This window comes from Nonomuraea sp. NPDC050153, assembly GCF_044460125.1.
In the GTDB taxonomy this organism is placed as follows: Bacteria; Actinomycetota; Actinomycetes; order Streptosporangiales; family Streptosporangiaceae; genus Nonomuraea.
This window is the reverse complement of the sequence record NZ_JBITJQ010000036.1, coordinates 114205-127907: the sequence shown is the minus strand read 5'-3', so window position 1 is coordinate 127907 and position 13703 is coordinate 114205. Positions and strand designations below refer to the sequence as shown.

The window sequence follows — 13703 nt, the reverse complement described above, 5'->3', positions numbered from 1 at the left end:
CTCCCAGTGGTCCCACCAGGGCCACATCAACAAGATCGGACCAGCGCTCTACGCCTGCACCTCATTGAGCGCTTAAGCCTTCGTCAGCAGGCTCTGAGATCGACAGGGACTTGTCCCCCATGATCGTGAGCATTCGCATCCACTGTGCTGCGGTCTCTCTCCACACGCCCATACAGTGACGGTAGACCTACGCTCAGCTCACGCCTAGTCAAGCATCCCTTTCAGGAGTAAGGGTGTAACTGCCCCTGAGGATAACTGGTGACCTCTTCGATGCGGAAGCATTCGTATTGATTGCCTTACGCGCGTTTGAGCTGGCCAACTGGCGTTCCAGGTGCATCGACGTGCATGATTGAGCTGTGTGAGGCATCTCTGAAGTCACTCAGTTCGTCACTCGGCTCCCGATGACTGAGCGACGCCTCTTCGTCGTCAGGCGGGGAACATCCCGGCATCCAGAGGGGATGGTGGCCAGCCGCCGCTTGATCTGTAGCAGGGCGGTTCGGCAAGATGATCCAAAGAGCGGTTCATCCTGTGCGATCCAGAGGTGACTCAGTGGACTACACTTTGGCGTGGGTATTTATATTAGGGCTCGGATGCATCTCTGCCGCATTCGGGATATACACGCTGGCAACCAATCGACTTCCCCGGTTGACAATCGGGAAGCGTCGGGTACAGAGGCCTCGCCATTACGGTTTGGGGCAATTACTCATGGGTTTCTTCAGTATTTTTATGGCACTGTCAAATATGGTGATGGACTGGTCACACATATTGTCTCTCGCGCTGATTTTGCTGGCGCTCGGATGCACTTTGGCAGGTTCATGGTTCTTCTTGTCGGCGAATTTCTCCCGACCACACCTTGAACATGAAGCAACAAATGACAAGTCAACAACTTAAATGCCCTGCGAGGGAGTGTATAACCACTCGACCAGAGTCACCCTGGCCTGCCCGTCTGCCGTCGTCCCACCCACAGGGGTAGCGGGCCAGCCTCGGGGCTGCCCCGGCCGCGCGCCCGGCGTCAGGGCCGTGATGGAGCGTAGGCGGCCCCGCGGCTGGTCTGCTAGACCGATTAGCGAGCAAGAACTGATACCGGACGGCTTCTACCTCACGGGCATCGACCGCGTTCCCCGCTGCGTCAAGGTGAGCGCGGCTAGGAACGACGGAGAGCGACAAGATCACCTCTCCCCACCCTCTCCCTCGTAGCCTGGCCGATCACCTGCGGCGCTCCTGGGCGGTCTCAGGGCGCCATGCCGCGCATCGGCTTGTCCCGCCACTCGTCGGCCGCCCGGATATGCCCATGGCTCACCGGTGACTTCTCCGATCACTGGCTGTGTCGGGCGACGGCGATCTCGGCCCGGCCGCTCACACATCGGCCAGTTGTCGGTCTTGCGCGCGTGCGCGTAAGTGGCTCCCGAAAGTCCCAATACGCCCGGCCCACCGGTGTGGACGAGCGTGTCGAATCCGGGCCCTGTTCGCCTCGCGCGCGTGCGCGTAAATGCCTCGCGAAACTCTCGGTACGCCCTTCGCCGGTCGAGGGGTGAGGGTTAGCGTGTTCGGGCATCCGCAGCGCTGACCGTCTCAGAGCCCCACCCCGCGCATGGGGTTGTCTCGCCATTTGTCGGCCGTCCGGATGTAGCCGTGAACCACCGGTGACTTCTCCGACCAGCGACCGTGCCGGGCGATGGCCGACACCGAGGCCCCCGCCTTGGCCGCGGCCGTCGCCCCTCCGGCGCGCAGCGAGTGGGCGGTGAAGGTGTCGGCGTCCTTGAGCCCGGCCCGCTCCGCCGCGCGCCGCACGATCTTGTTGAGCCCGTCGCCGGACATCCGGCCGGTGCCGCGCATGGTCGCCCCGGGCGTGCCGGACAGTCGCCCGTGCCGATCGATGGCCCGCAGCAGCGGCCCCTCTCTCACGCCGCGCTCCTCCAGCGTGGTTAGCCACACCTGCACGACCCGCACGGGGCAGGTCGCCGGATGCGAGCCGTACGGCAGGGGCACGATCTCGCCGATCGCATCCTGGTCGGTCTTGGACCGGCGGATCGCGACCTCCAGTCCATCGCCAGTGAACGTCAGGTCGGCGAGGTCGAGCGCAGCCAGCTCGGAGCGACGGCCCATGAGGGCGAAGCCAAGCACCAGCACCACGCGGTCGCGCAGGCCGACCAGGGTGGCCGGGTCGGTGGTGTCGATCAAGGCGCGCAGCACGGTCAGCTCGGCGGGCGGGGCCTTGCGCGTGCGCTGCCCGGCCGTGGCGCGCTCCTTGCGATAGTCGCGCAGGGCGAGGCGGGCGAACTCGGCATTGAGGCGGAGCCCGGCCTTCTTGTGCCGGGACTGGATGCAGGCCAGTGCGCGCTCGATGGTGGAGGGCGCCGGGAGGGTGCCCTTGCGGGTGGGGGTGGCGGCCAGGTGGGTGACGTACTCGGTGACCGTCTCGGGGCTGGCGGGCAGCGGGCGGCGGCCGAGAGCGGCGCACCAGGCGGTGAAGGCCTCCCAGTCCCGCTGGTAGGCCCGGCTGGTGTTGGCGGCGAACCCTCCGGCGACCCGCGCCCGCGCCGCCTCCGTCAGCTCCCGGTCGGCCACGCCCGCCGGTGTCGGCAGCGAGGGGGTCGGGTCGTCATCCAGCCATGCCAGCTCGGTCACCGGCGTCTCCCGTCTTCATTTGATCAAGGTTCTGGGTCGCGATAAGGCATGTTATCGCGACCCAGATCAATCGGGGGCCAGGTGCCGCGCCCAGCCGCTCCGACCCGACGCAGCTGGCGATAGAAATCTGCCCTGTGGTGTGGCGGACACGGTGGTTGGCATTGCCCAGTAGTCGTTACGCCACCTGGTGTTCGCTTCCCACTGTGTCCCAGCCGCTTGATGTGATCAGCCGATGAGTTGGGCGGCGAGCAGCCGCGTGTAGGTGCCGTTGCCGGCGAGGAGTTCGGCGTTCGTGCCGGTTTCGGCGACCTGACCGTTATCCAGGACGACGATGCGGTCGGCTGTACGGATTGTGGACAGGCGGTGGGCGATGACCAGAGTGGTGCGGTCGCGGCGGGCCGCGGACATGGCTGCAGCGACCTCCTGTTCACTCTCGGCGTCGAGGTTGGAGACGGCCTCGTCCATGATGAGGATGGGCGAGGCCTTGAGGAGGGCGCGGGCGATGGCGATGCGCTGGCGCTGGCCGCCGGACAGGCGGGCGCCGAGCTCGCCGGGCAAGGTGTCGTAGCCGTCGGGCAGGCCGGTGATGAACTCGTGGGCGTGGGCGGCGCGGGCGGCGGTCTCCACCTCTTCGTCGGTGGCGTCGGGACGGCCGAGGCGGATGTTGTCGCGCAGCGGGATGTTGAACAGGTGGACGTCCTGGGGGACGAGGGTGATCAGCTGGCGTAGGTCCTCCTGGGGGAAGTCGCGGATGTCGTGGCCGCCGATGGTGATCGCGCCGGCGGTGACGTCCCACATGCGCATGAGGAGGCTGGCGCAGGTGGACTTGCCCGCGCCTGAGTGGCCGACCAGCGCGACCGTCTCGCCTGGAGCGATGTCGAAGGTGACGTCGGCCAGCGCTTCAGGGAGGTCCGGGGCATAGCGGAAGCGGGTCGCCTCGAATCGGACGCGCGGCTCGATGGGGTCGGGCGGTGGGGCAGTGACGCGATCGGTGACGGGGGCCGGGGTGTTGAGGATGGTCATGATGCGGTCGCCCGCGGCGATGACGAGGTTGAGGTCGCGGGCGACGTCTGTGACGGCGATGACCGGGGCGAACGTGGTGGCGGCCAGGACGACGGCGACGGGGAACAGCGCCGGTTGCAGGCTCCCCGCCGAGGTCAGCAGGGCGGCGATGACGAGGACGGCGAGCAGGCCGAGGGTGGTGGCGGCGTTGGTGACGGCGTGTTCGAGGCCGGAGCGGCGGCCGTGGGCAAGTTTGGCGTTCAGGAGCCGCTGATTGTGTTCGGCGAGCCGGTCGAGCTGGCGGGTGCCGGCACCGGAGGTGAGCAGTTCGCGCAGGCCCTGGAGGGTGTCGACGGCTTCGGCGTTGAGTTCGCCGAGTTCGGCGCGGAGTTTGGCGCCCTGGGCGGCAGCGCGTTTGCGCAGCCAGGCGGGCAGGAGGGCGAGGAGGATCAGGGCGGGGGCGAGGGCCGCGGCGAGGGCGGGGTGGAAGACGGCCAGGGCGGTGAGGGCGGCGACGGGGACGGTGACGGCGCTGATGAGCGGGCTGAGGGTGTGGGCGAACCACAGCTCCAGCTGTTCGACGTCGGAGATGGCGGCGGTGCCGAGGTCGCCGGAGCGGCGTTGGAGGAGGTAGCCGGGGGCGAGGCGTTCGAAGGCGGCGTAGACGCGGCCACGTACGTCGGCCAGCACGCGGAAGGCGGCCACGTGGGCGAGGTAGGACTCCAGCCACGGGAAGAGGGCCAGGAACGGGAGGAGCAGGCCGAGGACGATCAGGCCGCCGCGCAGGTCGTCGGGGGTGGCTCCGGTGATGGCGCGGCTGACGACCCAGGCGCCGATGCCGGCGGAGGCGAGGACGACCAGGTGGTGGGCGATGCCGCTGGCGATGGCGGTCAGGAGCAGGGGGCGGTGGGGGCCGAGCAGGGCCAGGATCGGACGGAACCGGGAGGCGCCGGGGCGGGCGAGCGTAACGGTGGTGGCGGTCATCGGGCGGCTCCGTTCTGGGCGGCGACCAGGCGGGCGTAGGCGCCCTGGCCAGCCAGGAGTTCGCTCGGCGGCCCGGCCTCTTGGATGCGGCCGTCGGCCATGACGATGACCCGGTCGGCGGCTTGGACGGTGGACAGCCGGTGGGCGATCATCAGCGTGGTCCGGCCGCCGGACAGGGTGTCCAGCGCGTGCTGGATCGCGGCTTCGTTGGCGGCGTCCACGCTGGAGGTGGCCTCGTCGAGAACGAGGATGGGGGCGTCCTTGAGCAGGGCACGGGCGATGGCGATGCGCTGGCGTTCGCCACCGGAGAGCTTCAGGCCGCGCTCGCCGACGACGGTGTCGTAACCGTCGGGCAGAGCGCTGATGAAGTCGTGGGCCTGGGCGGCGCGGGCGGCGGCTTCGAGCTGGTCGGCGGTGGCGTCGGGGCGGGCGAGAGCGAGGTTGCGGCGAACAGTGCCGTGGAAGAGGTAGGTGTCCTGGGAGACCACGGCGACGAGGGCGCGCAGCCGGTTGAGGGGCAGGTCGTGGACGTCGATGCCGTTGACGGTGACCCGGCCGCCGGAGGGGTCGAAGAAGCGCAGCAGGAGGGCGGCGACGGTGGTCTTGCCGGCTCCGGAGCGGCCGACGAGGGCGACGCGTTCGCCTGGTGCGATGTCGAGTGAGAAGTGGTCGAGGGCGGGGCGGTCACGGCCCGGGTAGCTGAACAGGACGTCGTCGAAGGTCAGCGAGGGCGGTCCGGCCAGGCTGAGCGCGGTGGAGCCCTGCGTGGGTTCCGGGGTGTCGAGGATCTCGAAGACGGCCTTGAGCGAGGGGACGGCGTTGTAGCTGGAGTGGTAGGCCGCCTCCAGCTCCTTCAGCGGTCGGAAGCTCTCGGCCGTGAGCAGCAGGATGATCAGCAGCTCGGTGACGGTCAGCTCACCGGCCGCCAGCCGCAGCGCGCCGGTGCCGAGCGCCACGGCGGTACCCAGGCCGATGATGAACGCCACGCCGCCGACGTAGCCGATGACGATGGCCATGAGCCGGATCGAGTCGCGGCAGAATTGCTCGGCCAGGCGGCCCAGTTCGGCGCCGCGCCGGCCGCTGGCGTTGAACGCCTTGAGTGTGGCCATGCCCTGCAGAGCGTCGAGGTTCTCGGCGTACATGCCCTTGTAGCTGCGGAACCAGGCGGCGTTGCGGCCCCTGAGCACGCGGTCCGAGACCAGCGGCAGTACGGGCATGAGCAGCGCGCAGGCCAGGACGACGGCGCCGACCAGCGGATCCAGGGTGAACAGGTATGCGGTGACCGCGATCGCGCCGAGGATGGCGGCGATCACTTGGGGCAGGAACTTGCCGACGTAGGCGTCGGCGGTCTCGATGCTGTCCACGAGGGTGGTCTGGGTCGATCCGGTGCGGCCGCGCTGGGCGTGGGCGGGGCCGAGTCGCAGCAGCTTGGCGGTCAGGCGGCGGCGCAGCTCGGCCTTGACCGCGCCCGAGGTCCGCAGGGCGACGCCGTCGCGGACGGCCAGCGCGATGCTGCGGGCGAGTTGCAGGGCGACGACCGCGGCGACGAGCCACACGATCGATCCCGGCCCTTGCCCGGCGAAGATGCGGGACAGGGCCTGGGCGACGAGGATGCCCTGGCCGACGTAGGTGGCGGTGATGGACAGCAGCAGCATCACGAGTCCGGCCAGGCGCCACCGGATCGAGGGTGACAGGGCCAGCAGTCGGGAGATCACTGCTCCTCCTTGAGCCGTTCGAAGACGAGCTGGGCGCGGTGTACGGCGCGCACGCCGTACACCTGGGAGATCAGTTCGGGGGTGAGGACCTGTTCGGGCGGTCCGCCGGCCATGATGCGGCCGGCGTTCATGACGTAGAGGCGGTCGCAGAACGTGGTGGCCTGGTTGAGGTCGTGCAGGACGGCCAGGGTCGCGATGCCCAGCTCGCGTACCAGGTGCAGGATCTCCAACTGGTGGCGGATGTCGAGGTGGGAGGTGGGCTCGTCCAGCAGGAGCAGGCGGGTCTGCTGGGCGAGGGCGCGGGCGAGGAGCACGCGTTGTTTCTCGCCGCCGGACAGGGTGGCGAAGATGCGGTCGGCGGCGCCGGCCAGGCCGACGCGGTCCAGCGCCCGCGCGCACAGCTCCTCGTCGGTGGTGGCGTCGGCTTTGTATGGGGTGCGGCCCATGAAGACGATCTCGGCCACCGTGAAGTCCAGGTCGGCCGGGGTTTCCTGGGCGACGACGGCGGTGCGCCGAGCGGCCTCGCGGGCGGGCAGCCGGTGCACATCGTCGCCGTCCACACTGACGAGACCGGCGGAGGGACGCAGCGCCCGGTAGATGCTGCGGAGCAGGGTGGACTTGCCGCAGCCGTTCGGCCCGACGAGGCCCACGAACTCGCCGTCGTCCACGAGCAGGTCGGCCTCGTGGACGATCGGGTGGCCGTCGAGCGCGACGGACACGCCGCGCAGGTCGAGCTTCACGTGACGCTCACCGCCCGGTCCACGGAGCGGCGGCGCAGCAGCCACAGGAAGAACGGCACGCCGAACAGGGCGGTGACGATGCTGAGCGCCAGTTCCTGCGGCGCGTTGACTGTGCGGGCGGCGATGTCCACGAGCTGGAGGAACACTGCGCCGAGCAGGGCGGTGACGGGCAGGACCCGGCGGTGGTCGGCGCCGACGAGCAGTCGGGCGGCGTGCGGCACGATCAGGCCGACGAAGGCGATCGCGCCGCTGGTGGCCACCAGCACGCCGACCAGCAGCGAGGTCAGCACGAACAGGGTGAGGCGGAAGCGCTGTACGTTCACGCCGAGCGAGATGGCTGTCTCCTCCCCGGCGGTGAGAGCGTTGAGCGGCCGGTGCTGCAGCAGCAGGTACGCCAGCCCCACGGCCAGGACGACGGTGGGCAGCGGCAGCGTCTCCCAGCGGGCGCCACCGAGGCTGCCCATCAACCAGAACAGCACCTGCTGCGCGGCCCGCCCGCTCTGGGCCAGTTGCAGGACGTAGCTGTAGGCGGCCTGGAACAGGTACGCCAGCGCCACCCCGGCCAGCACCAGCCGCGACGGGGTGATCCGGCCCGAACGCTGCGCCAGTGCGTACACCAGCCCCAGCGCCAGGAGGGAGCCGGCGAAGGCGGCGGCCGACAGCGACAGCCCGCCCAGCGCCGAGGCGCCCAATACGAACACGCATACCGCGCCGAACGAGGCGCCGGAGGAGACGCCGAGCAGGAACGGGTCGGCCAGCGGGTTGCGCACCAGCGCCTGCAGCACCGCCCCGACCACCGCCAGCCCTGCCCCGACCAGGAGCGCCAGCAGCGCGCGAGGCAGCCGGAACTCCCACACGATCTGCTCCTGCACCGGGGTCCAGGTACGCGGCACCAGGCCGGGGATGAGGTGGTCGGCGACGATGCCCCAGGCCTGGGGCAGGGCGACATGGACCGCGCCGATGCTCACCGCCAGCCAGGTGGAGGCGACGACGGCGACGAGGAGGGCGGCGATGAGCAGGAGGAACCGGCTCGCGCGGCGGCTCTTGGGTACGAGCCCGGTCTGTGCCGGGTTCTGCTGGGTTGTGCTGGTCACTGGGTGAAGGCGTCGGGGTGCAGGAAGCGGGCGATGTCGGTGAGGGCCAGGATGTTGCGGTAGCCGGGGTGCTGGGCTGCCACGGGAAGGGCCAGGTAGCGCTGGTTCTTGGCGGCCGGGCTGTTCTTGGCGATGGCGAAGGCTTCGGCGGCCTTGGCCGGTGAGCTCGGCATCTTCTCGCCGCGCAGGGTGGCATAGTCGCTGACGATGACCGCATCGGGCTGGGCGGCGCTGATCTTCTCGGCGCTGACCTCGGTGTAGTCGCCCTTGACGTCGGCCAGCACGTTCACGCCGCCCGCCAGGGTGATCATCTGGTTGGTCAGGCCGGCGCCGCCGTAGGCGTTGACCGGGCCCTTGCCGCCGTCGGTGGCCAGCACCTTGACCGGGGTCCGGCCGGCGACGCGCTTCTTGACGTCGGCGAGCTTGCCCTGCAGCTCGTTGATCAGCGTGGCGGCGCGGTCGGGGACGCCGAAGATCGCGCCGAGGTTGCGCAGGTCGGCGAAGGTGTCGTCGATGGTGAACTGGAGCACCTGCTCGGGGTTGCACCAGCCGCCCAGGATGTACACCGGGGTGCCGGCCGCGTTCAGCTCCTCCACGGTGGCGTAGCCGCCGGCGGCGTCGAAGCTGGCCATCGCGTTGTCCAGGACGAAGTCCGCGCCCTGGGCGAGCATGACCTCCTTCTGCGGCAGCATGATCGTGTCGGCGATCTCCGGGATCTTGTCGTACTGCTCCTTCTGCCCTGGCAGGAACGGGCTTTCGGCGAAGTTCGTGCGCCCGGCGATCCGGTCGCCCAGGCCGAGGGCGAGCAGGGTCTCCAGGGCGGGGTGGTAGCCGGTCACCACCTTGGCGGGCGGCTTGTCGAAGGTGAGCTTGCGCCCGCAGTTCTCGATCGTGACCGGGAAGCCGGCCTGCGGCGCCGCCGCCTGCTTGGCCTCCTGAACGACGGGAGCTTGTGAGCAGGCGGTCAGGGTCAGTGCCATCGCCAGGATCAGGAGCCGCCTCATGCCGACACCACCGCCTCCAGCAGGTCACGGTCGCGGGTGATGAGCGCCAGCGTGCCGACCCGCGAGTCCTTCCAGGCCGCGAGCCGGTCGACGATCCGCGGCAGCGGCCCGAGCAGGGCGACCTCGTCCAGCAGCGTGTCCGGGACGGCGGCGACGGCCTCGGCGCGGCGGCCCTCGCGGTGGTGGGTGCGGATGGTCTCGGCCTCGGCCTCGAACCCGATCTCGCGGGCCAGGTCGAAGTAGGTGTTGCGGACGCCGGGGACGTCGGGGCCGAGGTAGGCGGCGTACAGGGGGCGCAGCTCGTCGCGGGCCTTGTCAAGGTCGCGGGTGCGGACGGCGTGGGTGATCACGGCGATGTCCACGGCGTCCGGATCGCGGCCGGCGCGTTTGAGCCCCTCGTCGAGCGGGGCGGTGATGGCCGTCTCGCGTTCGGGCGAGTAGAAGCCGGGCAGCCAGCCGTCGGCGATCTCGCCCGCCAGCCGCACCATGCCGGATCCGATTCCGGCCAGGTAGGTCGGGATCGTGGTGCGGACCGGGTCCAGCAGGGCCTTGACCGGCCGGGCGCGGCCGGTGGAGCCGGGGCCGTGGTAGGGCAGCCGGTAGTACTCGCCGTCGTGGGTGACCCGTTCGTCGCAGCGGATCGCCTTGCGCAGGATCTCCACGTACTCGCGGGTGCGGGCCAGCGGCTTGCCGTACGGGACGCCGTGCCAGCCCTCCACGATCCACGGCACCGACACCCCCAGGCCGAGCAGCAGCCGGCCCTCGGACAGGATGTCCAGCGTCAGCGCGGTCATCGCGGTGTTGGCCGGGGTGCGGCCGGCCAGTTGCAGGATGCCGGTGCCGAGTTTGATCCGTTCGGTCCGCGCCGCCAGGTAGGCCAGCACGCTGACCCCGTCCGCGCCGTACTCCTCCACGCTCCACACCGAGTCCACGCCGATCCGGTCGGCATGTTCGACCAGCGGCAGGATCTCCGTCATGGGCTCCCCGTGGTAACCGAGGGCCAGTCCGATCCTCATCTTCAGTGGTGCTCCTTAAGCTCGCTCATGCGAAAGGAAGGGGGTCGAGGATCGGCTCGGTCGTGGCGAGCCTGGATCCGCCGAGGAAGGGGAAGGCCGCCGGCGCGTTGCCGTACAGGCCGGGCGCCACCACCCGCACCACGCTCAGGCCCGTGGCGCGCACGTCGGGAGTGGTCAGGTCCACCGACACGGCCCGCAGCCCCGCCGCCGCCAGCCTGCCCACGTAGCTGTCGGGATCGACGGGTGAGGGCGGCGGACCGGGGCGGGGCTCGCGCAGGCGGTCCAGCAGCGGGCCCTGCATGCGCGGGTCGAGGAAGAGCTGCAGGTTCAGCTCCAGGTCCGTCAGGTCGTGCCAGTCGGAGCGGAAGGCGTCGCGGTAGGTCCGGTCGGCGCGAAAGGGCCGGTAGGGGTGGTCGGAGGTGCGCCAGACGGCGGCATCGCCGTCCAGCAGGCCTAGGCTCATCGTGTACGACACCGCCGCCTCGGTGAACGCCTTGGCCGCCGCCGTCTCCGGCTGGGAGCGGCAGGCGGTGCCGAACGCGACGACCTGGCGGGCGCGGTCCTCCAGGAAGGCGCCGATGACCGGGACCCCGAACGCCGAGGGGATCGTCAGGAAGGTCACCGACAGGCCGCGGCCCGCCGCCTCCGCGACCGGACGGGCCAGGTCGTGCGGGGTGAAGCGGGTGGCCTGCCGCCCGCGCAGCCACCACAGCGTGACCGCGTCGCGCTCGAACAGCTCCTCCAGCGCCGAGCGCTCGGCCCGTGCTCGATCGGCGCCCGCGGCGATGCCGGCGTTGGCGTGCATGTTGGTGTGCGGCGGGCGGGTGTAGTTGAGGTAGACCAGCGGGGCCGGCACCAGGACGTCCGTGCCGCTCACCAGATCGCGGCCCGTCGCCCACTCGATCTCCAGATCACGGGTCAGCGGCGTGAACGGGAAGCCGGGAGCCGCGTACTGGTGCGGCGCGTACAGGGCGAAGTCCTGCGGATCGATCGCGTCGGCGGCCAGCTCGGCGTGGCTGCCGCGGGGAAGGTCGTCGGGGATGGCGTTGCCGCAGTAGCGTTCCACCGCCTCGCCGACGGCCGCTTTGCGGGCCTGGTTCTTGTCGAAGGAGGCGCCGCCGGCCACCCGGTCGGCCTTCCACGACGCGAAGCGGTCCGTGGCCGCCACATACGCCCGGAAGATCACGCAGGCGTCCAGCGCGCTCGGCTCCCGTACCACCCGCGTGATCAGCCCGTACTCCGGATCCACGAGCTGTTCCTGCGTCGCGGTCCACTCCCAGCCCGGGCTGGGCAGGGGCAGTACGGGGCGGCGGGTGAGCGAGGTGCCGACGATGACCTGATGGCCCTCGTTCGTGGTCGGCTGTCCGGACAGGACCGCGAGCACGTCATCGGCCAGCAGCCCGGCTACGAGTCCGCTCGAAGCGTTCCCCGGGTCGCCGGACAGGGCGTCGCCGGAATCCAGCCGTTCCCACAAGGTCAGCAGTTCGTCCGGCAGGCGGGCGGCGGCGAGGCGGCGGGCGCGGGTGTCGGCGTAGGTGGCGGTGCGGCCCGGGATGGTGCATGGCCCGACGCGGTACGCCAGCCCGTCGGCGTGGCAGCGATGCCAGGGGATGTCGGCGCACAACCGGTCGATGCGCTGCCACTCGCCGTCGGGTAACCAGCCGGCGCAGGCCACGACCATGTCCACGCCGTCGATCGACTCCAGCAGGCCGCGTACCACCTTGACGTGCGGCTGCAGGAGAGCGGCGGTGATGTCGGCGATGAGGGTCTCCCCGGTCACGTGGACGACGCGATCGGTCAGCGGCGGGGCGGTCTCGGCCGGGATGAGCACCCCGCGCTGTTCCAGGGCCTGCAGAAGGTCGGCCAGGTCATCGTCGATCGGGACGGCCCCGGCCAGGGCTTGCGGGAGGCGCCGCATCAGCGCGCCGGGGGTGAGGATGCGGGTCATGCGGCCGTCGGGCTCGTGGCAGCGCCAGATGCCGTCGGCGCCCTGGTAGAGCTGGTGTCCGGGGGCGATGCGGAGCGGGCGGATCATCCGGCTGGCCTCCGGGGTCGTGCGAGGGAGCGAGGGCGGTAAGGGTGCGGGAGACCGGGGTGCGGCCTCCCGCGGTCGATCACTTGTCGTCGTCCTCGTTCCAGGCGAACTCGGTGTCGACTGCCGGCGTGTGGGCCCTCACGCAGACGGTGAGGTCCTCGATCTCCTCGAATGCGACGTGTGCCATGGCCATCCTCCTCATGGATAGCTTGCAGGTTTCTCGCAATTGCGAGTCTTTCGCAATAAGCACGGTAGGCGGCGGCACGAGAGCGGTCAATGGCCAATCCGGCCGGACGTCAGTGGGAGGTCTCACGCAGCATGATCAGCCGGGGCCGGTTCTGCGGCCCCGGACGCAGCGCGGCCGCGCGCCAGCCGCGACGGCGATACAGTCCCAGTGCTGCGCCGGCCTGCGGGTGGGTGACCAGCCACCAGGACGTCGACGGGGCCGTGGCCAGGAGCGCATCGTGCAGCATCCTGCCGAGCCCGTACCCGCGTGCCGGAGGCGCGACCGCCAGTTCCTTGAGGGTGAAGTCGTGGCGCGGCAACCGGGAGGCGAGTAAGGCGAGCCGGGAGCAGCGCACGCCGTAGGCGAAACCACGGAGTTGATCGCCGTGCAGGGCGGCGGCGAAAGTGAATCCCGGTGACGGCGCGTCGGCGGCCAGGCGCTCGGCGGCCGCGCGGGCGGCCTCGCGTGGCTCGGCCCAGGGCGGGCGGGTGAAGACCTGGTCTGCCACGTCCGCCACGGCGGCCAGGAAGTCGTGCACCTCGCTCGCCGGGATGAGCCGGATCTCGGCAAAGGTGGCGGCGCCCGCCTGGCCCCGCGGACCAAGCTCGGGCCGGGCGGGCGTCGCCGGCATCAGGACGTCAGGCGCCGCGGGCGGCGTCGTAGCGGGCGATGACGTCGTTCCAGTTGATCAGGCCCCAGAGCTTCTCGACGTAGTCCGGGCGCACGTTGCGGTACTGCAGGTAGTAGGCGTGCTCCCAGGCGTCGAACACCAGCAGCGGGACGGTGTTCATGCCGACGTTGCCGTGGTGGTCGTAGACCTGCTCGACCACCAGCCGGCGGCCGAGCGGCTCCCAGGCCAGCACGCCCCAGCCCGAGCCCTGCACGGTGGCGGTGGCGGTGGTGAGCTGCTTCTTGAAGGCGTCGAAGGAGCCGAAGTGCTCGGTGATCGCATCGCCCAGCTCGCCGTCGGGGCGGTCGCCGCCGTCGGGGGACAGGTTCTGCCAGAAGATCGTGTGCAGGACGTGCCCGGACAGGTTGAACGCGAACGTCTTCTCCAGCCCGACCAGCCCGCCGAACTCGCCCTTGTCACGCGCCTCGGCCAGCCGCTCCAGGGTGTCGTTGGCGCCCTTGACGTAGGCGGCATGGTGCTTGGCGTGGTGCAGCTCCAGGATCTCCCCGGTGATCGCGGGCTCCAGCGCCGCGTAATCGTAGGGCATGTCCGGAAGGGTGTACTCACCCATGAGTATCTCTCCTCGAAT

At 70.4% G+C, this 13703-nt stretch carries 10 protein-coding genes; all 10 read right to left on the bottom strand.

The window, feature by feature from the left end; genetic code table 11:
* Positions 1-1572: 1572 nt before the first annotated feature.
* The 10 genes from ACIBQ1_RS50930 to ACIBQ1_RS50885 all read right to left on the bottom strand — a co-directional run bounded on the left by ACIBQ1_RS50930 (position 1573) and on the right by ACIBQ1_RS50885 (position 13685).
* Positions 1573-2628: a tyrosine-type recombinase/integrase gene (locus tag ACIBQ1_RS50930; RefSeq protein ID WP_397289333.1), complete on the bottom strand. Its 1056-nt coding sequence runs from the start codon at positions 2626-2628 to the stop codon at positions 1573-1575.
* A gap of 225 nt (positions 2629-2853) precedes the next feature.
* A complete protein-coding gene (gene cydC / locus ACIBQ1_RS50925; RefSeq protein ID WP_397289331.1) occupies positions 2854-4614 on the bottom strand; it encodes a thiol reductant ABC exporter subunit CydC in 1761 nt (586 codons plus the stop codon).
* Entirely contained in the window at positions 4611-6329 is a 1719-nt protein-coding gene (locus tag ACIBQ1_RS50920; RefSeq protein ID WP_397289329.1) for an ABC transporter ATP-binding protein, read from the bottom strand. The genes cydC and ACIBQ1_RS50920 overlap by 4 nt, the downstream gene beginning before the upstream one ends.
* Positions 6326-7069, bottom strand: coding sequence for an ABC transporter ATP-binding protein (locus ACIBQ1_RS50915; protein WP_397289327.1), 744 nt, complete (start codon positions 7067-7069; stop codon positions 6326-6328). The genes ACIBQ1_RS50920 and ACIBQ1_RS50915 overlap by 4 nt, the downstream gene beginning before the upstream one ends.
* The gene (locus ACIBQ1_RS50910; protein ID WP_397289325.1) at positions 7066-8163 is read right to left on the bottom strand and encodes a FecCD family ABC transporter permease; all 1098 of its coding nucleotides are present in this window, start codon (positions 8161-8163) and stop codon (positions 7066-7068) included. The genes ACIBQ1_RS50915 and ACIBQ1_RS50910 overlap by 4 nt, the downstream gene beginning before the upstream one ends.
* Entirely contained in the window at positions 8160-9167 is a 1008-nt protein-coding gene (locus tag ACIBQ1_RS50905; protein ID WP_397289323.1) for an ABC transporter substrate-binding protein, read from the bottom strand. The genes ACIBQ1_RS50910 and ACIBQ1_RS50905 overlap by 4 nt, the downstream gene beginning before the upstream one ends.
* Entirely contained in the window at positions 9164-10183 is a 1020-nt protein-coding gene (locus tag ACIBQ1_RS50900) for an LLM class F420-dependent oxidoreductase (RefSeq protein WP_397289321.1), read from the bottom strand. Before ACIBQ1_RS50900 ends, ACIBQ1_RS50905 begins: the two co-directional genes overlap by 4 nt.
* A 25-nt stretch (positions 10184-10208) precedes the next feature.
* Positions 10209-12218 carry a YcaO-like family protein gene (locus ACIBQ1_RS50895; protein ID WP_397289319.1) on the bottom strand — a complete coding sequence of 670 codons (2010 nt, stop codon included), beginning with the start codon at positions 12216-12218 and terminating at the stop codon, positions 10209-10211.
* A gap of 296 nt (positions 12219-12514) precedes the next feature.
* The gene (locus tag ACIBQ1_RS50890; protein ID WP_397289317.1) at positions 12515-13075 is read right to left on the bottom strand and encodes a GNAT family N-acetyltransferase; all 561 of its coding nucleotides are present in this window, start codon (positions 13073-13075) and stop codon (positions 12515-12517) included.
* A gap of 7 nt (positions 13076-13082) precedes the next feature.
* Positions 13083-13685, bottom strand: a complete 603-nt coding sequence (locus ACIBQ1_RS50885) for a superoxide dismutase (RefSeq protein WP_355193289.1) — start codon at positions 13683-13685, stop codon at positions 13083-13085.
* Between the last annotated feature and the right edge of the window lie 18 nt (positions 13686-13703).